The organism is Actinoplanes xinjiangensis (assembly GCF_003148685.1).
In the GTDB taxonomy this organism is placed as follows: Bacteria; Actinomycetota; Actinomycetes; order Mycobacteriales; family Micromonosporaceae; genus Actinoplanes; species Actinoplanes xinjiangensis.
On sequence record NZ_QGGR01000010.1, the window covers coordinates 303,619 to 326,990 of the forward strand.

The following is a 23,372-nucleotide window of genomic DNA, read 5'->3' on the forward strand; positions in this document are numbered from 1 at the left end:
TATCGGCGGCACCGGTTAAATCATCGTCAAAGGCTGATCCCGTACTGCCAGAGCCGGTCGCAGAGCCGTTGGATCCCCCGGGAGAGGTGACGCCGGTATGTTCCCAGCGGCTGTCCCAGCCGGAGCGCCGCGGCTTGCTGGGTACGGGTCTACTCGAGATAGGTCACCGCAAGGGCGCGGTACTGCTGCGCATGCCGGGGCTCATCGAAGATCTCCCGTACCGCGGTGAACACCGCGTTGCGCAGAGCCACCGCCGACGCCGTGCCCTCACCAGCGCGCATGCGGCCGCTGGTCAGCAGCGGGCTGGCACCGAGGGCGACAGGATCATGCAGGTGACGCAGCGCCTCCCGGACCGCACGGTCGAAGGCGTCACGGCCGATCGCCGGCGCCGCCGCTGTCACATCCGCATCGGCAGGATCCATGGGCTGTGCGGCCAGGGCTCGCTGAGCCCATGCCTCGACCGGCTCCGCCCGCCAATCGTGACCGAAGACGGTGACGGGCCGTCCCGGCGGCTGGGCGACCTCCGTGATGCGCCGGTGCCCGTCCACCTCCATCAGCGGACTCCAGATCCGGGGATCCGGGGTGACCACGAACGAGGCGGCTACCTGCGCTTCGCGGATCCACGAGCGGACGACGCGCAACTGCGCCGTCAGGTCGACGTTCGGGACACCGCCGTTGATGCTTGCTGCCGTACCCCGCTCGTCGACGGCGACGGCGAAACGCAAGATCATGATCCGCTGGCCGGCCCGCAACGGCCCGACCCGCGTGATCCACTGCCAGCACATCTCGGCGACCGGGTCGGGCGCACACTCCCGCTGCCCGGTCAGCCGCAGGCAGAGCATGAATCCGACAGCAGCGTCCGTTCGCGCGTCCCGGTAGACCCGGAAGTCGTCCGGCCGATGCCGTAGCCAATGGCCGGCGACACGTGCTGACGTGGCGCCTTCCGCCCGCGCCATCAGGTCCAGGACGACCGGATGGTCCTGCGGCCGCAGCGGACTCTCGTACACCTCGCCTTCGTGCCGGATGGTTTCGAAGTATCGCCTCATCGGACCATGACGCTTCAGGTGGAACAGCGCCCGCGTCGCAGCCGTCGCGTCCGCGGGACTCGCCGTGCGAGCCCGGTCCAGGAGATGAGTGACGACCGCGCGGTGCATCTGCTCGTAGCCTTGCGGGTTTCGCCAACGTAGGTCACGGTCCAGCGCGTCGGCCACCAGTTCATGCAGGGTCAGCCCGTGACTGCTCCACTCGGCGAAGGACAACTCCCGCAACCAGGCGAACATCGCGGCGGCGTGCTCCTCGCCCAGTACCGCGCCCAACAGTCGTTCCGTCGTGGCGAAGACATGCGCAGCCGTCTCCAGCGCCGTTCGATGCCGGGCGGAGGGCAGCTCACCGATCAGCCGCGTCACCAGCCCGGCCAGCACGTCCGGGCCCGGTGTCCACGGCGCGGTCGCCGGCTCCGGACCGGCCGCAACGGAACTGGACAGGCTCAACGCCAAGGGAAGCCCACCGGCGAACGCCACGATCCTCATGCTGGTCGCTTCATCGACGCCGCGCCGCCGTAACATCTCGACGGCCGTCTCCTCGTCCAGCAACGACAGCGGGACAGTCGCCAAGGCGCCGTCCCAGCCGGGATCACCGAGCCAGTCCGCGCCCGGCGGCCGGCGCCCCGCCACCACGACGACGGTTTCCTCGGGCAGGGACGGCAGGAACTGGTCGCGTAGCCAACCCTCGAGTCCTTGGCAGTGTTCGAACCCGTCGACCAGCAGTACCGCGTTCGGCCTGCATGCCGGTGCCGCCGCGGCGCGAAAGGCGGCCGGTGACGGCTCGATGGACCGCCCGTCGATCCGCACGACGCAGCGGTGTGCCCGCTCCGCCTCGGCCGCGAACCGATGCAACAAGGTTGTCTTGCCCACTCCACCCATGCCATGAACGAAGAGCACAACGGGAGCGTCCGGCTCGCCTTCGACCGCGGCGCGGAACTTCTCCAGCTCCGGAGCGCGCCCGACGAAAGCCGTCTCGCGAGCCCTCGACAGCCGTGTCGTCATGTCCGGTGATGGGTTGAGCACCGGCCCGAGGCTAACACTCGATCATGACGGCCCCTGCCGACCGAACGACTCACGGCCGGCCACCACCGGGGAAGCGGGCAGCCGGAAAAGTCATGGCGGAAAGTTTCGGCCGATGCAACGTCGTGCCACACGAATCCGTCTTCGGAGCGTGAGACACGACGGAGGCTCGGCCACATCCGAGCGAGAGAGCAGCTTTCACGAGCTCGTGGCCCGCCGGCGGCCCGGCATGTTGCGTACGGCGGTGCTGCTGGCCGCCGGGGACCCGCACCTGGCCGAGGACCTGGTACAGACGACGCTCACCCGCTTGTACGTCAGATGGTCGGCATTCCAGCGCGCCGACAATCCCGATGCCTACATCCGCCGGTCACTGGTCAACGCGTTGATCGACGAGCGTCGCCGGGTCTGGCGCCGCCGTGAGCAGTCGGTCGCGGAACTACCCGACCAGGCCGCGGTCGCCGGCCTCGTCAACCCGGTCGGCCAGGCGGTCCGGCAGGCTCTTCGTGATCTCCCGCCCCGGATGCGTGCCGCGGTCGTCTTCCGCTATTTCTACGACCTCGACGTCGCGCAGACCGCGGATGCCCTCAAGTGTTCCGAAGGCACGGTCAAGAGTCAGACCGCCCGAGGACTCGAACGGCTGCGTGCCGTTCTGGAGCAGCACCAGCCCACCGTTTCGTACGTTCCCGAAGGAGTGAAGTCATGATGGACCTGCGTCATCATCTCGAGGACATCGCCGGACCGGTCACACCGGTCGAAGCCGGTCAGATCGACGAAGACGTCCTGCGTGGCCGCCGTGCGGTCCGCCAGCGCCGCTTCCTGCAGACGACCACGGGTTCGCTGTTCGCGGTCGCCGCCCTCGTGGTCGCGTTCACGGTCCCGTCCGGCGGTGTCGGCGCCGGCCCGCACGGACCCACAGCCGCCGCCCCACCCGCCGCCGTCGTTCCGGTGAACCTGGTGGCCTACCAGGGCACCCAGCCGAAAGGCTTCACCATCGACAAGGTGCCGGCGGGCTGGTTCGTCCAGTCCGGCGACAACTACCAGCTGACGCTGGCTCCGGAAACGGCGAAGAACGCCGGCCCCGACGTCACGGCGTCCGCGGCGCCACTGGGCACCGCCCCGGGCAGGATCAGCATCTACCTGGAGTCGAAGGACCAGAGCGGCCCGCCCCGGAAGGGCACCGAGGTCACTGTCGGTGACCGCACCGGCATCCTGGTCAAGAGCCTTCCCGCCATGATCCCCGGCCGGCCCGCCGCGGACCCCGCCGGAGACACCGGATGGGCACTCTGGGTCGAGCAGCCGTCCGGCATCTGGCTGATCACCCAGTTCGACGAAGAGCTGGGCATGAGCCAGAACCAGATGATCGAACTCGCCGCCGGCGTTCACGTCCACGAAACCGCGGTCCAGGGCGTCGGATAGCACCGAAGCGGCCCGGCCCTTCCCCGAGGGCCGGGCCGCCACCCGTCAGGAGCCGCCCCGGCACACCTCGGCCGGCTGTACCCATCCGCGTCGGGCGTCAGCACGCCCACCGTCTTCCGGACGGACGCGGGTGGGTCATTTTTACGCCTGACGATCGTCGTGGCCGGATGCCGCAATTCCACAGTGTCCTCTCAACCTTTCCGGCGACTCAGGCAGTCGGTTGGGTATGACGTACTCACATTTATCTCTGTTTGTGGTGATCGACCGGTGAGCTGGCGTCGAGCAGCCGCGAGCAGCCTCGCCGTGGTCGTCCTCTCCGGGTTCGCCGCCACGCCGGTGACCGCCGGGCCGGCGCCTGACCACACCGGGGCGGCTGCACCCGCGGATCGGCCGCATACCGTGACCCTGGTCAGCGGGGACCGGGTGACCATCCCTCGCGCCGACGCCACCACCGCGACGATCGAGCCGGCGGCCGGTCGGGAACGCATGTCGTTCACCACCTCGGTGGTACGCGGTCACCTGCACGTGGTGCCCGGTGATGCCGCTCCCATGCTGCGGGCTCAGCAGCTCGACCGGCGCCTGTTCGACGTGACCGAACTCGTGGCGCTGGGTTACGACGACGCGCAGCGCCCGACCGTACCGATGATCGTCCGTTATCGCTCGGCCGGGACCGCCGCGCAGACCAAGCGCGCGCTCGCCGCGGCCGGTGGCCGGACAGGCCGGGATCTCCCCGCGGTACGGGGTGTGGCGGTCAGCGCCCGCAAGGACCGCGCGACGACCCTGTGGGAAGCCTTGACGGGTGAGCAGCGCCCTGACGTGCAGCACGTCTGGCTCGACGGAAGAACCCGGCCGACGCTCGACGTCAGCGTGCCGCAGATCGGAGCGCCCGGCGTCTGGCAGGCGGGATACACCGGTAAGGGAATGGCTGTCGCGGTGCTCGACAGCGGCGTCGACGAGACCCACCCCGACCTGGCGGGCAAGGTCACCTCCAGGAACTTCACGACGGAGGCCACCGCTGCGGACGTCCACGGCCACGGCACACATGTCGCCTCCACCATCGCCGGGACCGGCGCCGCGTCGGGAGGCAAATACAAGGGAGTCGCCCCGGAAGCGACCATCCTCAACGGCAAGGTCTGCGAACCCCGCGGTTGTACGGACTCCGCTGTTCTGGCAGGCATGCAGTGGGCGGCCGTCGACCGTGGGGCCCGCATCATCAACCTGAGTCTGGGCGGCACCGACTACGCCGGGGTCAGTCCGCTCGAGGAAGCGGTCAACACCCTGTCGGAACAGACCGGCGCCCTGTTCGTGATCGCCGCCGGTAACAACGGCGCCGACGAGACCATCGACAGCCCGGGCAGCGCGGACGCCGCACTCACGGTGGGCGCGGTCGACGAGTCCGACCGTACGGCCGAATTCTCCAGTCGGGGCCCGCGCTCCTTCGATGCAGCGATCAAACCGGACATCGCCGCGCCGGGAGTCGACATCGTCGCTGCCCGTTCGTCCGGATCCACCATAGGGCAGCCGGCGGCAGACTTTCCCGGCACCTATCAGAGCCTGCAGGGCACCTCGATGGCGACGCCGCACGTCGCCGGTGCCGCCGCGCTCCTCGCGCAGCAGCACCCCGACTGGGACGGCGCACGTTTGAAATCGGTGCTGATGGCCTCGGCGAAGCCGGACCCGGCCGCCCATCCGTTCGAGCAGGGCGCCGGCCGTGTGGACCTCAGCCGCGCCGGGTCGCAGGCCGTCACCAGCGAGCCGGCGTCGGTCTCCTTCGGCCTGCAGCACTGGCCCCACGACAGGGACACCGCGCTGACCAGAACGGTGACCTACCACAACACCGGCGTCGCTGACGTGCAGCTCCACCTGGCGCTGACCGGTGACACGACGACGGTGTTCCGGCTGAGCGAAACCACGCTGACCGTCCGCGCCGGTGACTCGGCGAGCGTCACCCTGACAGCTGACACCACGGGACCGGTATCGCCGGGCGGTTACGCCGGTCGCATCATCGCCACCGCCGGTGACATGCGCGTTTCCACGCCGATCGCCATCGAGAAGGAGGACGAGCGCTACGCGCTCACCCTGCGCAACATCGGTCTCGACGGCAACCTCGCCGCGAACACCTACACGGAGGTCTTCGCTCCCGGCGGCGACTTCCAGGCCGCGCCGTGGCACCCGAGCGGCGAGGTCACCATCCGGGTGCCCAGGGGCCGTTACGCTGTTCAATCCACCATCGATACGTCGGCTGCCGCCGATGGGACGCAGACAGCGGCCGTGTTCCAGCCGGTCATCGAGGTCGCGGCGGACACCACCGTGACCCTCGACGCCCGCAAGGCTGCCCGCGTCAGCCAGGCGGTGCCCGACTCCACGGTGATCACCACCCGCGCCAATGCCTCGGTGTCCATGAACATCGACGGGAACGACGTCGCCTTCGGCGTGAGCGCCGGCGGTTTCCCCGACATGCGGCTCGGGCTGGCCGAACCGGCCGCCCCGGGGCTGCCGGCGATGAGCGGGGTCGTGTTCAGCGGCTGGGCCAGGAAGGGGTCCGGGCCTGGCGGGGTGAACAGCCCCTACGCCTACTACGCGGCCGAGTTCGTGCCCGGTTCCACCCTGGTGGCCGGCGGCTATCAGCGCGTCTTCAACGCCCGTGAGCTGGCCTCAGAAGTGCAGACCATCCACGGTCATGCCAAGAGCCTCAGCGCCCGGCAGACCGCCATCGCGATCGACGACACCGGCTCGGTGATCGGCACGCTGCGGATGGCCGCCAACGCGCCGGCCACCCGGGTGAATTTCTACACCACCGGCCCCGCGGTGCGCTGGGCGCTGCAGACACAGGTGGGAACCGCCGACGAACAGGGTTTCCTCGACGGGCCTTACTGGAGCAGTTCGGCGCAGACCCACCGGGCGAACAGCACCGGCCGCCGGGAGTGGGGTGCCGCGCCCTACGGGGTCGCCTTCTCCCCGGACAACCTCTGGATCTCCCGCCGCGCAGACACCATCGTCGCGGTCGTCCCCCAGGTCGGTGACGCGGCCGGCCACGTGGGATTCGACAACTCCCAGGCCATGTTCTCCAGGCTCTACCGGGACGGCGAGCTGATCGGCGACTACGAGGGCAACACGACCGGAGCGTCCGATCTGCCGGACGCAGAGTCGACCTACCGGGTCGAACAGACGATGGCAGGACCGGGGTACGCCGGCCTGGCCACCGAGAAGACGGTCGTGTTCACCTTCCGCTCAGCTCGTCCGGCCACCGACCGACAGGTGGCGCTGCCGGCACTCGCGGTGCGCTACCAGCCGTCCCTCGACGCCTCCGGCAGCGTGCGCGGCAAGCGCGGAGATCTACCGCTGTGGGTCCAGGACCAGACCGGGAAGAAGGTCTCGGCCCGTACGCTCGGTGCGGAGCTGTCGTTCGACGACGGCAAGACGTGGCGCGCTGTCCCCGTCGCGCCGAACGGTACGGCCTCGGTCACGTACCCGAACGGCAAGGGCTTCGTCTCGGTACGCCTGAACGCGGCCGACGGCAACGGAACGGCTGTCACCCAGACGGTCATCCGGGCTTATCGCTTCTCCTGAGCAAGCGGAACAGACGCGAGGGTGAAGGCTTCGCCGTGAGAACGTCCGGCGAAGCCTTCGCCCTCGCCGAACGTCCGGCCACGGACGCCGCTGACACCGCCGGGTGACCGCCGGCCGCGTCTGCGTAGGGCGGCCAGCCAGCGTAGTGGCGGCAGGATCGTCAGGTCGGGACAGGTCCCCGCGACGGAGCCGGCACCCGGCGGCCCGCAACCGTGCCACCGCCACCCACTTCCCGGGCCGCCTGCTTCAGCGGCGCGAAATGGGTGACGTCGTTGTAGCCGATGTAGATGACAGCCACGTCCGGGGCATGCCGGAGAGCCGCGTCCACCTGGTGCACGAGGTCCGAGGACATCGCGCTGGCGAACGCCGGCCGGTGCAGGAGCACCCGGCGCCCGGCCTGCCGGGACAGGGAGCCAGCGACCAGATTCCCCGCGGTTTCATGTGGCCTCGCGGCCCCGTACCCGGCCGCGAACGAGTCACCGAGGATCGCCAGCGTCAGAGGCCGGGCCGGCGCGGCCCCAGCCCGCCCAGCAGCGATCCGAGAATCCCGATCATCCCGGCAGACTTCGAACCTGCAGATCGGGGAGGCTGTCCGACTCCGACTCGAGAGGCCGTTCGATGATGGCGGGGGCCACCATCATCGGGCGGCGGAACGCCAGAGGGAGGCCACGGCGGCGACGATCATGGTCACGACGGCTGCGATGCCGAAGCGTACGTAGAAGTTCTCCAGAGGGCCATCAGTGAACTGCGGAGTCCGGGCCAGCACGCTCAGCACGAGATGAACCAGGAACGGCACCAGAAGGTAAAGAGTCCATTGACGACGTGTAGCGGACGATTCCTGCATGGAAACACTGTCGCAGCGGCTGCGCCACAGCGGATCCGGCTACAAGCGGAGGCAGTTCTATGCCATCCGATATAGCCATCCGTGTCGGCTGGTCCGGGCACCTCAGCGGAATCTCCCACCCGGAGCGACACGCTCATCCGCGCAGGTCGGATCGAACGCCTCAGGGCGGATGCCGCGATTGGCGCGAGCTCGGACCTCGGTGAACTCCGGGATCTGGAGTAAGCCCGGCAGCAGGGTCAGGTGGAACTCGGTGATCGAGCGCGCGCCGACCTCAAGTCGGCGTACAGAGCCTGCCGCGGTCCCATCTCGTCGTGGAACTTCTCCCACCAGCCATCGTCGGCTGGCAGATCACCGGCATGAGCTACCGCAAGGCACGGAAGGCAGAGAAAGAAGGACTGAAGATTTCAGTACAGAGTCCGGCTCAGGACGAGCGGAGGCGAGGATCTGTCAGTTGATCTCGATTCGGAAACGATTGCGGTCCTTCGCGCGTGGCGAAGGACACAGGTAAAGGGGCGGCTGGCTCGCGGGCGGCATATCGGAATGCCGAAAATCGTGTTTTCACCAAGGTCGACGGATCGCCCCTCGATCCGACCCAGGTCTACCGGGTCTTCAGGCGCCTGATCAAACTGCACGACATGCCGGACGTCCCCCTGCACAATCTGCGGCACGAGTCGGCATCGCTCCTCATCGAGGCCGGCGTTGACATCGCCGTGGTGTCCAAGAGGCTCCGCCACTCCAAGATCGGACTGACGAGCGACACCTACGGTCATCTGGTGGAGTCCGTCGGCAAACCGCCGCCGAAGCGGCGGCGGCCGTGGTTCCCCGGCCGGCAGGGTAGCGCGGGGCAAGATCCCTAGCAATCCGGTCTGACAATCGAAGATCCCCGATGCTTTGCTAGATCAAAAACGCTGTCACCAGCTTGAACACTTGGAGCGGGCGACGCGAATCGAACTCGCGTAATCAGTTTGGAAGATCGCTACCGCATGTCATGATCCGCCCGGATTGCCTGCTCAGAGGCCGTGCCCGACTACCCGATCATGACCGCTGGAGACCGTCCGCGGCACGCCGAGATGGCACGGGCCTGGCACGGCTGGGCGTACGTGGACCACCCTCCTGGACCCCTGCCTAGGGCGACCACCTGAGTCGAGGGCAAGCCGCGAAGCGGCGCGGCAGCAATCTCCGGAAGCGCAACGGCGGGTGACCGCCGCAGCGATCGGCAGGGTCAGTCCACCGGCTTGGGTTCGTCGCCGACGGCCTCGACGATGTCGCCGGCCGCGCGGATGGCATCCAGGAACCGGCGGAAGACCGGCCAGGGAAGTTCCCATCGGCTGTGCATCGTCAGGGTCACGTGGTCGGCAGGCAGCGGAACAAACGGACCGGACTCGGGTGAAGCGTCGGGGATGCGAACGTCGATGTAGTTGTTCTCGGTGTTGCCCAGTTGACTTCGTACAGCTCGTAGCACCACGACTCGATGTCGCCGTAGTGGAAGTGGTTGACCTCGTATCGCCGGTCCCCGTGTGACCAGACGTTGCGTGTCAGCGGCAGCGAGGTGGCCTCCGCCGACAGATCCCGTAGCTCATCGACCAGGTCGCCGCTGGAGTCGAGTACGCCAACCAGCTTCTCCAGGATCGGCCAAGGGACGATACCGCCGCCTGCATGAACGACGATGTCCGAAGCCGGCTTCGGCGTGAACGGCCCATCCAGAGTGGCGTCCGGAATCAGGACGGAGAGGAAGGGTCCAGTGCCAGAAGGCCCCGTCAGACCCGCCAACTCGTACTGCCAAGCGTCGTCATGCAAGCTATATCCCGACGTGAGCTGGTACAGCTTGCCGTCGTGGGACCAGATCTCCATCGCCGGATGATCGCAGCCTTCTCCTGCCATGCCGAGCGATATCCGAAGGTGGCCGGCTCGCCGGCCGATGCCGGCCGGAGGCCGCCAGCAGGCCGAGGGGGCCGGCCGCGCCGCGCTTGCGCGGCGCCTTGATCCAGAAGAGAACAACTCGGCAATCATCCATCCGTTGCCGCTATCCCAAGGTGCAGCTGGCAGCGGTTGCTGGATCACTAGCCCGCGATGAAACTCAGCGAAGGCTGCTGCGATGACTCTTTGGCTTCGTGATGCGTGCCTGAGCGATCCAGCGTGGCTTCCCTTAGTAGCATTCAACTCGGCTGCGGGCCCACGCCTCTGGAGACCTGTCATCGTCCAGTTCGACGGAACACATGCGCGTTGGCCAAGACATACGGCAGCGCTGTCGCTCTAACATGTTGTGACGCCCGCATGGCGACAGGAGAGAGATGACTAGCTCGCCCGACGAGACGAGTGACGCCGAGGTACCTCGACAAACGATCACGCTGAACGAAGCGGTCCTAGCCTCTGTCGTTGAGAGCTACTATCCAGATGCGGTCAGGGCTGGTACATCGGCACGCCTTCGCGCTCAAGCCGCCCAATCTGTTGCAACCGCCCTTGCTGGAGCGGCAGTCGCATCGCTAACTTTGAGCAACTTTAAACAGCTCGATCCGAAGCTGCGTCTTGTAGGCTGTGTCACCATTTTGGCGTGGACTGTCGCATCAATCTTGTACATGCGGGCTGTCGGCGCTCCCGCGCCCGACATCGACAAGCTCCGTGGCGTCAATGACCCGGACTCTTTGATAAAGATTGTACTCGAACGGTCCAGGGAGGAACGTAAGAGTGTCGACGGGCGCCAAAAATGGGGGAATATAGCTGCCGCCGCTGGGGCAGTTTTGACGGCTTTCACATTTGCGGCCGCCGTACTATTGCCCGACTATCACGAAGAGAAGAAGGCTACTCTAATACTTTCAAGTGATCAAGCTGTGCTGGTGGAAAAAAATGATTGTGGAACAACTGTAAATATTTCCGGCAAACTGCGAACTGAATCCTTGAAAACTGACATGCTTGAGTTTGTGATTAAATGCGGGGAGAAGGAGAGCCTTCTTCTTTTGCCAAAGAGGGACGTGAAAGGGATTGTTGTAGATGACAGTTGAGGCAGACGGCTTGTTCGCTGAGGGTGAGCCTGTACATGCCCTTAAACGGGCCATCGCGTCGGGTCGAACAATCCTTGTAATCGGCGACCTCTGCAGTCAGATTGATGGCAGGAGAGTTGGGACCAACGCTCTGAGAAGTGCCCTCATTAGGATCGCCACAAAGGGTGCGCAGGATGATGACGTCAGCGCGAGGCTAGACGAGGCACTCCAGGCTGCAAAACGGGAAGACCACAAGGCCGTTATCGACGCGCTTAAAGACGCAGCTGACTTTACGGCGGAAGTCTCGGAATTCTACCGAAGGCTCTTTCAAGGACCATGGGAGCGTATATACAACCTTGCTCCTATTGACCTTCCGCAGATCCTTGAAAAGATTCCTTCGTCAGGTGGTATCTCTTACGTAGATGCGCGGACGGATTTCCGTGTCGAGCATAACAAGAATCAGCTTGTAGATTTTTGTGGATTTAGGTCTTCCGCAGGCGTCGATCAGGAATTCTCGGTGCCGAATGGATCCGGGATGGGTCCAGCAGACCATTGGTATAGACAGTTCGCGGCCGATGTTGTGAGTCGTCCAGTTCTGATACTTGCTACTGAGTCCAATAATGATCTCTGGATGTTCGTTCGGTCTAGGACGGTAACTGAATCGAACGGCACGATGTCTCCCGGATTCTTCTGTTTCGAACAGAGGAGCTTCACTGATACGCTGCGAGCCGGTAATCATTCCATTGCCAGTATCGATCTGCCATTTTCCGATCTGGATCGTACGTGTCTTGCCTCGAATATTCAGGAAGTGTCAGACGGGCACCGAATGCTTACCCGAATTCGCAACGGCCAAGATCTACGAGTCGGGGCACAACTAGTCACGAACTTCCTGCGTAGGCAGGAGACCCCATCATGGGAATTTCTCCGCGGGCATGATCCTTCGTGGGGTGATATATCGGCCGACCGTACAGTTCGGCTCAGCCGACTGTCACGCCTCTACCAAAGCCTTTCAACTGAGAAAGGTCGTAGGAACTTCGTTCTTCTCAAGGGAAGATCTGGTTCTGGGAAGACCACGCTATTGATGAGGTTGGCCTTTGAATTGGAGACGAAGGGGTTGGTCGTTGCGTGGATCGACCGATCGGCAAGCGACCGAGTCTCAGATATAGTTAAACAAGTTGAGAGCCTCGCCCCAGATGCCGTTCTAATAGATGACTTGGATATCTTCGGAGATTCCAGTGCAGACTTTGTGCGCAGGCTTAACCGGAGCGGACGGACATTGGTTGTAGCGACAGTTCGAACTACTCGACTATGGGCGATTGAAAAGCCGCCTAACGCGGATATCGTCGATGGTGACGCAGACCTTAGCGATAAGGATCTCAAGAGCCTGCTCGAAAAATTAAGGGACGCTGGCCTGCTCGGTGAGCTAAATCGTACTGCTGAACCGGATCGTGTTCATCGACTTCGTGAACTCTCGAAGCGTGATTTGCTGGCAGCGTTGATCCAGATTGTGACTGGGCAGCCCTTTGAGGCTCGTATTCAATCCGAGTACGATCAATTGGACCCACCCGAGCAGCATGCATATTCATTGATTTGTTTCGGGGCGTCACGCGTCTACGAGGCGTCGTACCTTCCCGAGCAAGACTTGCTTCAAATGCTCACGCCTGCGCCTCCATACGGAAACTTCATCGTGCATATCGAGGCGCTAGTCGATAGCAGACTGATCGTACGGGATCCACTGGGGTTGAGGGTACGGCATCGAGCTATTGCTGACGCTGTGGTCAAAAGTTTCGACCATAAGAAGATGGCTGAAATGGTTCTTGTGATGCTGGTCTTCTACGCTGGTCGCGCCGTTCATATCAAGGACCCCACACATCCTGATCGCCGGCAGCTTATCCACCTACTCAGTCATTCCCACATGGTTGATCTGCGGCTCGGCCCTGACTTCGTGAGGCCAATTTACGAAAAGGTGCAACCGCTTCTTTCCAGAGACTTCCACTTCTGGCTTCAACGTGGCGCCTTCGAAGTTGAACGTGGTGATCTCGATCTGGCCGACTCATACCTGGAAAGCGCACGAGCCTGTGAGGGCGGTGACCTTGACTTTAAGGTAATCACTGAATGGGGGTTTATGCGGCTCAAGAAGGCGCGAAGGAACGCCGACGATAGACTAGAGCAAACGAAAGCTATCAGAGCGGTTGGTGAGCTAGAACAAATCGCGCGACGGGAAGGAGCGAGGTCACCTCATACGTTCACCATTCTAATCCGGCACGGCACAGAGTGGTTGCAAGACTCGCGTGTTCTCGGAGACGCCGAAAGGCAGAAAATTGCAATTAGGATTCGTGACATGCTTCAGCTTGGCTCTGCCGTGGTGCGGGATAATAGAGATTTTGCGAGAGCGGCCAACGAAATGAAGGGAAAGATCGAGGCCCTGGCATCCGGCGACGACGAGCCTTTCGCTTTTCCGCTGATGTAGTAGGTACTTTGCCGTCCATTGCAGCCAGAGGTAGTGGTCGGCCGAGGAGCCGGCTCTCGTCGAAATTAATGGTGGCCAGACGGCTAGGCCATCGGGGAATCCGAGATGTACGAGGTCGTGGAAATCCCGTGCGGTGCCCGGCTGGCCGCCAAGTGCAAGCCGTGCGCCGAACGCAACCGTCGTCTCCGGATCCAGCAGATCCGGGAAGGCTGGCACCTGGCCGACGAACCAGCGGTGCGCCCCGACCGCCCGGGGGAGGACGCTCTCGACCTGGTGAAGACCCGGGCTCACCTGGAGTTCGACCGGGCCGCGGTGCACTACCAGCCGATGACTCCGGACGAGCGCGTCGAGCAACTGGCCGAACTGGACGCCCGTATCGCTGAGGTCGATGAGGTCCTGGCCGAGACGGACCTACGTGGTCACCTGACCCCGAAAGAGCGCGACGACCGCCCGCGCCGTGCCCGCTCGACGAAGCGCCGGCACGACTCCCCGGACCTGCCGCGACTGCCTGTCGACCCGCGCACCGTCGGCCGTTCCTTCCAGGGCAAGGCCGGCCAGACCTACCGCCCGTCGATGCTGGTCACGCTGACCCTCGACTCACACGAACAGGTCCACTCCCACATGCGGCGCGGCGCCTACGTGGTCCCGTGTGCCTGCGGCGAGCGCCACCACCCGCACGACCCGAAGCTCGGCACGCCCGTCGACCCGGCCGCCTACGACTACCGACGGGCAGCGCTCGATGCGATCCACTTCGCTCGGGTGCTCGACCGCTGGTGGCAGAACCTCCGCCGGGCCGCGGGCTGGAACGTCCAGTACGCCGGTGCCATCGAGCTCCAACGCCGCCTCGCCCCGCACGCGCACTTCGCCGTGCGGGGCACCCTGCCCCGACGCCTGGTCAACCAGGTGGCGGCGGCGACGTACCACCAGGTGTGGTGGCCCCCGTTCGATGAGTTCGTCTACACCGTCGACCGCCCGCCGATCTGGAGCGCCGACCTGGGCGGCTACGTCGACCCGGCAACCGGCGAAACCCTGCCCACGTGGGGCGAAGCGCTGGACGCCTTGGAGGACCCGGACGCGCGTCCCGCGTACGTCGCAAGGTTGGGCCGTGTCGACGCCCGCGGCATCGCCCAAGGCTCGAAGGACGCCGAGCGCTCGATCCGGTACGTGACGAAGTACGTCACCAAGGATCTGACCGAGCACGCGCCGGCGAACTCGGCCACCCAGAAGGCGCACGCGGATCGGCTGCACGCCGAGCTGGCCGTCCTGCCCTGCTCTCCGACGTGCGCGAACTGGCTGCTCTACGGCGTCCAGCCGGACCGCGCCAAGCCGGGCCTGGTCCCCGGCCGCTGCACCGGCAAGGTCCACCAGCGGGCCACGCTCGGCTTCACCGGCCGCCGTGTCCTGGTCTCTCGGCAGTGGTCCGGCAAGACGCTGGCCGACCACCGCGCCGACAACCGGGTGTGGATCCGCGCGGCCCTCGGCGGCGACGCCGAGCAGGAGGCAACGCCGGACGAGAAGGACCGGTACCGCTTCGAGCTGGCTCGCCCGGAAGACCCGGACGTCTTGCCCCTGGAGCACCGGATCTTGAGGACCGTCTCGGAGCGAATCCGCTGGCGAGCCCAGGTCAGAACTCTTTCGGCAACTGTCCCGACGCAACAAGCCGCCTGATCCCGACATGAGGAGGACCCGAATGGATGACGAGCTGTTGACCGCCGATGAGGTCGCCGCTCGCCTTCGTGCCACACCGAGATTCGTGCGCCGTCTCGTCTCCGAGCGCCGCATCGAGTTCGTGAAAGTCGGCCGCCTGGTCCGCTTCGACCCGGCCGCGGTCGTCCACTACATCGACTCCCACCGCGTCGCCCCGACGGATCGGGCGGCGATCCGCGCCTACGTACGGGGAGCGCACTGATGGCCAACCAGAAACGCCACCGCCGTTTCGGCAACATCCGCAAGCTGCCGTCGGGCCGCTTCCAAGCGCGCTATCTCGGCCCGGACGGCATCACCCGCAACGCCGACCACACCTTCGAGACCGAGAAGCTGGCGGCCCAGTGGCTGACCCTGGTCGAGTCGGAGATCATCCGCGGGGAGTGGCAGGCACCGGAGGCCGGCGAGGTGCATCTCTCCGGGTACGGCAAGGAGTGGATCGCGCACCGCAAGTTCCAGCCGCGCCCGCGAGAACTACGAGGACCTGTTCCGCCTGCACATCGAGCCGATCCTCGGCCACCTCTCGCTCGGCGCCATCAAGCCGCAGACGATCCGCTCCTGGCGCGGCAAGCTGCTGGCTGGTGGCACAACCGAACCGCAGGCTGTGAAGTCGTATTCGCTGCTGCGGGCGATCCTCAATACCGCGGTCCGTGAAGACGAGATCTTGAAGCAGAACCCATGCCGGATCCCTGGTTACGACCGGTACCACACCCCGGAGCGCCCGGTGGCCACCGTCGCCCAGGTCCTCGCGCTCGCCGAGCAAATGCCGCCGCGATACGTGGCGTTGATCACGGTCGCTGCGTTCTCCGGCCTCCGCTGGGGTGAGTTGGCCGCGCTGCGGCGATGCGACGTCGACGTGGCGGCCGGGACCGTACGCGTACCCCGGAAGTTGGCGGCTTTGAAAAGCGGTTTGGAGTTCGGTCCGCCGAAGTCGGCGGCAGGCATCCGCGTCGTCGCTCTTCCGGCAGTTGCCCGCAAGGCTCTGATCAGCCACTTGGGCGAGTTCACCGGCGCGCACCCGGAAGCGCTGATCTTCACCGGCGACAAGGACATGCCTTTGCGAACCGGCAACTTCAGACGGGCGGTGAAGTGGGCGAAGTCGCTGGCGGACGCGGGGATGCCAGCGGGATTCCACTTCCATGACCTCCGGCACACCGGCAACAACATCGCGGCGGCCAGCGGCGCCAGCACGCGGGAGCGGATGCACCGGATGGGTCACGCGAGCATGAGGGCCGCGCTGATCTACCAGCACGCGACCAGCGAGCGGGACCGCGAGATCGCCGACACGATGGACAAGCGGATCACCAAGGGCACGAAGTCCGGGAAGCCGGCCAAGGATTCGGCCAGCAAGCCGGCGAAGGCCGCGGGTGGCAAGCGAGCGAAGCGCAGCAAGCCGACAGACACCGCGGCTGGCACCGGCAAGGCGGCCAAGCGCGACCGCGGCCCGAGGTCCGATACGTAATGGCACGCTAATGGCACGCAAGATCATCCGGGCGGGTGAATGACGAAGGCCCAGACCAGCGAAACCATCGCTGACCTGGGCCTTCGTGTTGGAGCGGGCGACGAGAATCGAACTCGCGTAATCAGTTTGGAAGACTGAGGCTCTACCATTGAGCTACGCCCGCATGACCCCCGAGAAGCTCGGGGCTCGTGCACAGCTTACTGAATCATCTGCCGTCCGCGCGAACCGGATTCCCCAGCAGGTGACTCCAGCGCACACGCAGGCGAGCCGACCGCATACACTGGCCGTCGCCACGGGGTGTGGCGCAGCTTGGTAGCGCACTCGCTTTGGGAGCGAGGGGCCGTGGGTTCAAATCCCGCCACCCCGACTGATACCAACATCCGCAGCAACAAGGAGTACGCCTGTGAAGAGCACCGTCGAGACTCTGAGCCCGACTCGGGTGAAGCTCGCCATCGAGGTGCCGTTCGAGGAGCTCAAGCCGAGCCTGCAGAAGGCGTACCGGGAGATCGGCTCGCAGGTCCAGGTGCCGGGCTTCCGTAAGGGCAAGGTTCCGGCAGCGGTGATCGACCAGCGGGTCGGCCGTGGCGCCGTGCTGAACGAGGCCGTTCAGGAGGCGATCCCGCAGCAGATCCTCGCCGCGGTCCAGGAGCACGACGTCAAGACCCTGGGTCGTCCCGAGGTCGAGATCACCGAGTTCGCCGACAACGCGCCGCTGAAGTTCACGGCTGAGGTCGACGTCCGCCCGGAGATCAACGTGCCTGACCTCGCCGCGATCACCGTGGAGGTCCCGGCTGTCGAGATCGGCGACAACGAGATCGACGAGCAGATCAACGGCCTGCGTGAGCGCTTCGCGACCCTCAAGACCGTCGAGCGTCCCGCTGCGGAGGGTGACTACGTTCAGCTCGACCTGAACGCCACCGTCGACGGTGAGGACGTTCCGGGCGGCTCGGCCACCAACATCTCGCACGAGGTCGGCAGCAAGCAGCTGCTCCCGGGCCTCGACGAGGTGCTCGTCGGCCTGTCCGCCGACGAGGAGGCCACCTTCACCACGCAGCTCGTCGGTGGCGACTTCGCCGGCCGCGACGCTGAGGTCAAGGTCCTCGTGAAGAGCGTCAAGGACAAGCAGCTCCCCGAGATCGACGACGACTTCGCCCAGCTGGCGAGTGAGTTCGACACCCTCGACGAGCTCCGCGAGGACCTGAAGACCCGCCTCGCCAAGGTGAAGAAGGTCGAGCAGATCTACGCGGCCCGTGACGAGGCGCTCAAGCAGCTCGTCGCGGCGGCGGAGATCCCCGCTCCGGAGGGTGTCGTCAAGGACGAGGTCGAGGGCCGCAAGCAGGCCATGACCGACCAGCTGGAGCGGATCGGCGCGACCCTCGCCGACTACCTCGCCTCCGAGGAGAAGACCGAGGAGCAGATCGACGAGGAGCTGACCGAGGCCGCCCAGGAGGGCGTCCGGATTCAGCTGCTGCTCGACACCATCGCCGACGCCGAGGACGTCCAGGTCACCGACGACGAGTTCGGCCACGAGATCGTGCACCGGGCGCAGCGTGCCCAGATGCAGCCCCAGCAGTACTACGACCAGCTGGTGCGCTCGGGCGCCGCGGCCGCCGTCTTCGGCGACGTGCGCCGGGGCAAGGCGCTGGCCTCGGTCATGGAGCAGGTCACGATGAAGGACAGCGAGGGCAACGTGCTCTCGCTGGAGGACCTGCGCGACGGCGACGAGCACGCGGGTCACAACCACTGATCTGAATAGCTTCTGACCGGCCACCGCGCACCGCTCACGGTGCGCGGTGGCCGGTGTCTTTTCCAGGGGTACGGCCACCCGATGCGCTGTCAGCGAACACCTGCCCGAGCGGGAAGCTGATGCGCATCCGACCAGTTAGGTTGGTCGTACGACGGACAACCTGCCGGCCGCACCAACGGCCGACACAGCAAGCTGTGAAGGGCTGCCATGACCGATCTCCACATTCCCACCGGGCCCGTGTCGCGGCGCGGCGGCGGTGACACCCTGAGTGGCAACCTCGACGACTCGGTCTTCAACCGCCTGCTGCGAGAGCGGATCATCTTCCTCGGCAGCGAGGTGACCGATGCGAGCGCCAACCGCATCTGCGCGCAGCTGCTGCTGCTCTCCGCCGAGGACCCGGAGGCGGACATCCACCTCTGGATCAACTCGCCGGGCGGCTCTGTCTACTCGGGTATGGCCATCTACGACACGATGCAGTTCATCGACAACGACGTGCAGACGGTCGCGATGGGTATGGCCGCCTCGATGGGCCAGTTCCTGCTCTGCGCCGGGACCCCGGGCAAGCGTTTCGCTCTGCCGCACGCGCGCATCATGATGCACCAGCCGTCCGGTGGCATGGGCGGTACTGCCGCCGACATCGCCATCCAGGCTGAGCAGATGCTCTACACGAAGCGGATGTTCCAGGAGCGGATCGCGTTTCACACGGGTCAGACTCAGGAGCAGATCGCGGCCGACTTCGACCGGGACCGCTGGTTCACGGCCGAGGAGGCCAAGGACTATGGCTTCATCGACAAGGTGATCACCGGGGCCACACAGGTCCCGGACGGTGCCGGAACGCTGAACTGAGGAGCTGAACCATGACCGACCTTTCCATGCCTCCCGGGTTCGCTCCGGTGCACAACCGCTACGTGCTGCCCTCGTTCTCCGAGCGCACCTCGTGGGGGATCAAGGAGTCCAACCCGTACAACAAGATGTTCGAGGACCGGATCATCTTCCTCGGCGTGCAGGTGGACGACGCGTCGGCCAACGACGTGATGGCCCAGTTGCTGACGCTGGAGAGCACCGACCCGGACCGCGACATCCTGATGTACATCAACTCGCCCGGTGGCTCGTTCACCGCGATGACCGCGATCTACGACACCATGCAGTATGTCCGGCCCGACATCAGCACGGTCTGCCTCGGCCAGGCCGCCAGCGCGGCCGCGGTGCTGCTCGCCGGCGGTACCCCGGGCAAGCGGATGGCGCTGCCGCACTCGCGGATCATCATCCACCAGCCGGCCACCGAGGGTGGTTACGGTCAGGGATCCGACATCGAGATCCAGGCGCGCGAGATCATGCGGATGCGGACCCAGCTGGAGGAGCTGATTTCACATCACTCCACCCGTCCGATCGAGCAGGTTCGCAAGGACATCGACCGCGACAAGATCATGACGGCCGACGAAGCCAAGGAGTACGGGCTGGTCGACGTCGTTCTGGCGACTCGTAAGAAGAGCCTCCAGACGGCCGGCGTCTGACCCGGGGAGCTCGGTGTCAGGGGTCGGCCGGCTGACGCTAGACTGGCCGACCCCTGACACGCCCGTTTTGGGGGGTCGGAGAACAGCCCCTTTGCGGGTAACGTCGAGACTGCAGCCTCAGGTAGGCGGGTCGGCGGACGATAGATGGCAACGAGGCAATCAAGTCTCGTACAAGGTCCGGTCGACGGCCGGCCAATGAACGCAGGGAGAACGTAGGTGGCACGGATCGGCGACGGTGGCGACCTACTCAAGTGCTCCTTCTGTGGGAAGTCGCAGAAGCAGGTCAAGAAACTCATCGCAGGCCCTGGGGTCTACATCTGCGACGAGTGCATCGACCTCTGCAACGAGATCATCGAAGAGGAGCTGGCCGAGACCGGCGAGGTGAAGTGGGAAGAGCTTCCCAAGCCGATGGAGATCTGCCAGTTCCTGGACAACTATGTCGTTGGCCAGGAACAGGCGAAGAGGGCACTCTCCGTCGCGGTCTACAACCACTACAAGCGGATCCAGGCCGAGTCGAACGGTGCTCCCGGTGGGGGCAGCGACGTCGAGGTGGCCAAATCCAACATCATGCTGATCGGGCCCACCGGGTGCGGTAAGACGCATCTGGCGCAGACGCTGGCCCGCATGCTGAATGTGCCGTTCGCCATTGCGGACGCCACCGCGCTCACCGAGGCCGGCTACGTCGGCGAGGACGTCGAGAACATCCTGCTCAAGCTCATTCAGGCCGCCGACTACGACGTCAAGCGGGCCGAGCAGGGCATCATCTACATCGACGAGGTCGACAAGATCGCCCGCAAGAGCGAGAACCCGTCGATCACCCGGGACGTCTCCGGTGAGGGTGTCCAGCAGGCACTGCTCAAGATCCTCGAGGGTACGGTCGCGAACGTCCCGCCCCAGGGCGGTCGCAAGCACCCGCACCAGGAGTTCATCCAGATCGACACGACGAACGTGCTGTTCATCGTGGGCGGCGCCTTCGCGGGCCTCGACCGGATCATCGAGCAGCGGGTCGGGCAGAGCGGCGTCGGCTTCGGCGCACGTCTCCGGTCGATCTCCGAGCGGAACACCGACGACATCTTCGGCAAGGTCATGCCGGAGGACATGCTGAAGTTCGGTCTGATCCCGGAGTTCATCGGCCGTCTGCCGGTGATCACCACGGTCCGCAACCTGGACCGTGATGCGCTCATCAAGATCCTCACCGAGCCGCGGAATGCCTACGTGAAGCAGTATCAGCGTCTCTTCGAGCTCGACGGCGTGGAGCTGGAGTTCGACGAGGGCGCGCTGGAAGCCATCGCCGACCAGGCCATGCTGCGGGGCACCGGTGCCCGTGGTCTTCGGGCGATCATGGAGGAAGTCCTCCAGAACGTGATGTTCGAGGTGCCCAGCAACCCCGACGCCGCACGTGTCGTGATCACCCGCGAGGTCGTCGTGGAAAACGTGATCCCGACGATCGTGCCACGCGAGTTCGTCGGCCGGCGTCGCCGTCCCGACCGTGAGGAGAAGTCGGCCTGACCGGCTCTCTGCCCCGTCATCCTGCCGTCGCCCACACCGGGCGACGGCAGTGTTGTCTTCGGGGGTCGTGGCGGCTCTCAGGGACCGGCGGCACCCCATCGGTGCGTCAGCCCTGCTCGTGACAGTGGGTGGGAGCGGCCACCGGGTCCGCGGGCTGTCACGGATCGCGGCGGGTCGCCGTACGCTCGATCCATGCGTGTCGCCGTCTGCCAGCTGAACTCACGGGAAGACCGTGCCCACAATCTCGCCGTGGCTCGTGAACTGCTCGAACGTGCCGCCGCCGGCGGCGCGGAGTTCGCGGTGCTGCCGGAGTACGTCGACTTTCTCGGTCGCTCCGCCGACGCTCCGAAACCGGAACCGATCGACGGTGAGTTCGCCGCCTTCTTCGCCGCGGCGGCGCGTGAGCTCGGCCTCTGGGTGCACGCCGGCTCGTTCCACGAGACCGGTCCGGACGCCGCCCGCACCTACAACACCTCGCTGCTCTTCGCCCCCGAGGGCGAGAGAACGGCGGTCTACCGCAAGATCCATCTGTACGACGTGGAGATCGCCGGCCGCGTCTCCTATCAGGAGTCGCGCACCGTGGCGCCCGGAGAGGCGACCGTGGTCACCGAGGTCGGTGGCGTGCCGACCGGTCTGAGTATCTGCTACGACCTGCGTTTTCCCGAGCTGTACCGCCGGCTCGCGATCGCCGGTGCCCGGATCCTCGTGGTTCCGGCCGCGTTCATGCTGCACACCGGCCGTGATCATTGGGAGGTGCTGCTGCGAGCGCGGGCGATCGAGAACCAGTGCTACGTACTCGCGGCGGGGCAGGTCGGTGACCACGAGCCGGGTCGTACCTGTTTCGGCCGCAGCATGGTCGTCGACCCGTGGGGGACGGTGATCGCCCAGGCCGCCGACACCGTCGGTGTCACCCTCGCCGACCTGGACCTGGCCCGCCTGGAGACGATCCGTACCGAGGTCCCGAGCCTCGCCAACCGCAGGCTCTGACGCCCGGCCGTATCGTCGACGGTGGGCATGGTGAGGTGCGGATGGTGCGCCCTCGCCGAGCCGCTCAACGTCGCGAGCCGTGATCCGGGGTGGGCATCTCGGGCTGGCACGGTGCCCGGGCCTGCCTCGCGCCGCCCGGCCTTGGCCTGATCTACCTCGGGCCGGTGCGGGCCGGCTGGGCCCGACTCCAAGAGCGTCTCGGCCCGTGGGGCCAGCCGTCCGCGACTCCGCCGAAGGCAGATGAGATCGCAGGTGTATCCGGCGTCACAGACTCTCTACGAGGTAGCTGATCGCGGTCAGGGCGAGCACTGCTGCGCCCGCCAGAAGCAACGCGCCGCCCATCCGGGTGGGGCCGCGCATCAGCAGCTTCCGGGACGACACCACCACCGTGACCAGCACAAGCAGCCCGATCACCCACTGCCAGAGCGGGACGAGCAGGCCTAGGACCGCGTCGGCCGCCAGTGTGGGGGAAGTGGCCATGCCACCACTGTGTCATGGGTTGCCTCCATCGTGTGCCACCTCGGCACGCTCGATGGGCACGGACGTCGATTTGCGGAGAGCCACATGGGTCGCGTAACTTTCTCTCTGCCAACGGGAAACCGGTACGGAGCGGCACGAAAGTGACAATCCAGAAGGTGCCACGGGGGCGGTCGAGAGCGAGCTATGCTCGTACTTGGCACCGGGTGGTGCGACGAAGAATCCAAGAAATTGGATTTGCGGTTGCGAAGCCGGCCGGGTAGAGTGGCAAAGCCAGCAGGGAGCCGGGCGGATAGATCGCTTAGCGATCGAGGCCGGTTCTGCTAGGTCACTTCCCGCATCGCGGGGAAACACTTGGGCGTTGTCGACGAGGGTCAACTTCGGGCGACGAAAACGACCGGGTATATTTGAGCGGTTGCCTCAGGAGCGAGTCCGTCAAGGGCTCGGATCTTGATGTGCGGTTGTTCTTTGAGAACTCAACAGGGTGCTTGATAAGCCAGTGCCAATTATGGCAATACCCCGGCCTGTCCTTTATTGGATGGGTTGGAGATTCCTTTGGCAACATTTGTTTGTTGCCGGGACGCTTTTCCAAAGATTTTGTTGGAGAGTTTGATCCTGGCTCAGGACGAAC

Annotated in this window: 20 protein-coding genes, 2 tRNA genes and 1 pseudogene; 16 read left to right on the plus strand and 7 right to left on the minus strand. The window is 65.6% G+C overall.

Features of this window, described 5'->3' with window-relative positions:
* Positions 1-149 precede the first annotated feature (149 nt).
* Entirely contained in the window at positions 150-2,066 is a 1,917-nt protein-coding gene (locus BC793_RS23890; RefSeq protein WP_146246400.1) for an AAA family ATPase, read from the minus strand.
* Between the two features lie 112 nt (positions 2,067-2,178).
* Between BC793_RS23890 and BC793_RS23895 the strand changes: the two genes are divergently transcribed.
* The 3 genes from BC793_RS23895 to BC793_RS23905 all read left to right on the plus strand — a co-directional run bounded on the left by BC793_RS23895 (position 2,179) and on the right by BC793_RS23905 (position 7,049).
* The gene (locus BC793_RS23895) at positions 2,179-2,766 is read left to right on the plus strand and encodes a SigE family RNA polymerase sigma factor (protein ID WP_109595783.1); all 588 of its coding nucleotides are present in this window, start codon (positions 2,179-2,181) and stop codon (positions 2,764-2,766) included.
* Positions 2,763-3,479 (plus strand): hypothetical protein, encoded by a 717-nt coding sequence (locus tag BC793_RS23900; protein WP_146246401.1) that lies wholly within the window; start codon positions 2,763-2,765, stop codon positions 3,477-3,479. Before BC793_RS23895 ends, BC793_RS23900 begins: the two co-directional genes overlap by 4 nt.
* 183 nt (positions 3,480-3,662) lie before the next feature.
* Positions 3,663-7,049: a S8 family serine peptidase gene (locus tag BC793_RS23905; protein ID WP_146246402.1), complete on the plus strand. Its 3,387-nt coding sequence runs from the start codon at positions 3,663-3,665 to the stop codon at positions 7,047-7,049.
* A 160-nt stretch (positions 7,050-7,209) separates the two neighbouring features.
* Here BC793_RS23905 and BC793_RS51535 read toward each other — a convergent pair whose 3' ends face one another.
* The 3 genes from BC793_RS51535 to BC793_RS51540 all read right to left on the minus strand — a co-directional run bounded on the left by BC793_RS51535 (position 7,210) and on the right by BC793_RS51540 (position 8,220).
* The gene (locus tag BC793_RS51535) at positions 7,210-7,629 is read right to left on the minus strand and encodes a GDSL-type esterase/lipase family protein (RefSeq protein WP_109595788.1); all 420 of its coding nucleotides are present in this window, start codon (positions 7,627-7,629) and stop codon (positions 7,210-7,212) included.
* A gap of 57 nt (positions 7,630-7,686) precedes the next feature.
* Positions 7,687-7,893 (minus strand): hypothetical protein, encoded by a 207-nt coding sequence (locus tag BC793_RS48950; RefSeq protein ID WP_146246403.1) that lies wholly within the window; start codon positions 7,891-7,893, stop codon positions 7,687-7,689.
* Between the two features lie 102 nt (positions 7,894-7,995).
* Positions 7,996-8,220, minus strand: coding sequence for a Scr1 family TA system antitoxin-like transcriptional regulator (locus BC793_RS51540; protein WP_239170245.1), 225 nt, complete (start codon positions 8,218-8,220; stop codon positions 7,996-7,998).
* Positions 8,221-8,381: 161 nt separating this feature from the next.
* Between BC793_RS51540 and BC793_RS23920 the strand changes: the two genes are divergently transcribed.
* Positions 8,382-8,750 (plus strand): tyrosine-type recombinase/integrase, encoded by a 369-nt coding sequence (locus BC793_RS23920; protein ID WP_203896337.1) that lies wholly within the window; start codon positions 8,382-8,384, stop codon positions 8,748-8,750.
* Positions 8,751-9,237: 487 nt separating this feature from the next.
* Here the strand turns inward: BC793_RS23920 and BC793_RS23925 are convergent, their stop codons facing one another.
* Positions 9,238-9,744, minus strand: a complete 507-nt coding sequence (locus BC793_RS23925; protein WP_109595790.1) for a hypothetical protein — start codon at positions 9,742-9,744, stop codon at positions 9,238-9,240.
* A gap of 440 nt (positions 9,745-10,184) precedes the next feature.
* On the opposite strand from BC793_RS23925, the gene BC793_RS48955 reads away from it, so the two are divergent.
* The 6 genes and pseudogenes from BC793_RS48955 (at position 10,185) to BC793_RS23945 (ending at position 16,507) form a co-directional block, all read left to right on the plus strand.
* Positions 10,185-10,892: a hypothetical protein gene (locus BC793_RS48955; protein ID WP_146246404.1), complete on the plus strand. Its 708-nt coding sequence runs from the start codon at positions 10,185-10,187 to the stop codon at positions 10,890-10,892.
* The gene (locus BC793_RS48960) at positions 10,882-13,341 is read left to right on the plus strand and encodes an ATP-binding cassette domain-containing protein (RefSeq protein ID WP_146246405.1); all 2,460 of its coding nucleotides are present in this window, start codon (positions 10,882-10,884) and stop codon (positions 13,339-13,341) included. Before BC793_RS48955 ends, BC793_RS48960 begins: the two co-directional genes overlap by 11 nt.
* Before the next feature lie 105 nt (positions 13,342-13,446).
* Positions 13,447-15,009: a replication initiator gene (locus tag BC793_RS23935; protein WP_239170244.1), complete on the plus strand. Its 1,563-nt coding sequence runs from the start codon at positions 13,447-13,449 to the stop codon at positions 15,007-15,009.
* A 22-nt stretch (positions 15,010-15,031) separates the two neighbouring features.
* Complete coding sequence (locus tag BC793_RS23940) at positions 15,032-15,250, plus strand: helix-turn-helix domain-containing protein (RefSeq protein WP_109595794.1); 219 nt, start codon at positions 15,032-15,034, stop codon at positions 15,248-15,250.
* Positions 15,250-15,360: pseudogene (locus BC793_RS53020) on the plus strand (hypothetical protein); the annotation flags it as partial. The gene BC793_RS23940 and the pseudogene BC793_RS53020, both read left to right, overlap by 1 nt.
* Before the next feature lie 289 nt (positions 15,361-15,649).
* Positions 15,650-16,507, plus strand: a complete 858-nt coding sequence (locus tag BC793_RS23945; RefSeq protein WP_239170243.1) for a tyrosine-type recombinase/integrase — start codon at positions 15,650-15,652, stop codon at positions 16,505-16,507.
* A gap of 89 nt (positions 16,508-16,596) precedes the next feature.
* Here the strand turns inward: BC793_RS23945 and BC793_RS23950 are convergent.
* Positions 16,597-16,670 (minus strand) — tRNA-Gly (locus BC793_RS23950).
* Between the two features lie 130 nt (positions 16,671-16,800).
* Between BC793_RS23950 and BC793_RS23955 the strand changes: the two genes are divergently transcribed.
* The 6 genes from BC793_RS23955 (at position 16,801) to BC793_RS23980 (ending at position 22,264) form a co-directional block, all read left to right on the plus strand.
* Positions 16,801-16,874 (plus strand) — tRNA-Pro (locus BC793_RS23955).
* A 36-nt stretch (positions 16,875-16,910) separates the two neighbouring features.
* On the plus strand, positions 16,911-18,254 hold the full coding sequence (gene tig, locus BC793_RS23960) for a trigger factor (RefSeq protein ID WP_109595796.1): 1,344 nt from the start codon (positions 16,911-16,913) through the stop codon (positions 18,252-18,254).
* Between the two features lie 207 nt (positions 18,255-18,461).
* A complete protein-coding gene (locus BC793_RS23965) occupies positions 18,462-19,100 on the plus strand; it encodes a ClpP family protease (protein ID WP_093620423.1) in 639 nt (212 codons plus the stop codon).
* Positions 19,101-19,111: 11 nt separating this feature from the next.
* On the plus strand, positions 19,112-19,768 hold the full coding sequence (locus BC793_RS23970; RefSeq protein WP_109595798.1) for an ATP-dependent Clp protease proteolytic subunit: 657 nt from the start codon (positions 19,112-19,114) through the stop codon (positions 19,766-19,768).
* Between the two features lie 216 nt (positions 19,769-19,984).
* Positions 19,985-21,277, plus strand: coding sequence for an ATP-dependent Clp protease ATP-binding subunit ClpX (clpX, locus tag BC793_RS23975; RefSeq protein WP_109595800.1), 1,293 nt, complete (start codon positions 19,985-19,987; stop codon positions 21,275-21,277).
* Between the two features lie 192 nt (positions 21,278-21,469).
* Positions 21,470-22,264, plus strand: coding sequence for a carbon-nitrogen hydrolase family protein (locus BC793_RS23980; protein ID WP_109595802.1), 795 nt, complete (start codon positions 21,470-21,472; stop codon positions 22,262-22,264).
* Between the two features lie 264 nt (positions 22,265-22,528).
* Here BC793_RS23980 and BC793_RS23985 read toward each other — a convergent pair whose 3' ends face one another.
* Entirely contained in the window at positions 22,529-22,744 is a 216-nt protein-coding gene (locus BC793_RS23985; RefSeq protein ID WP_109595804.1) for a hypothetical protein, read from the minus strand.
* Between the last annotated feature and the right edge of the window lie 628 nt (positions 22,745-23,372).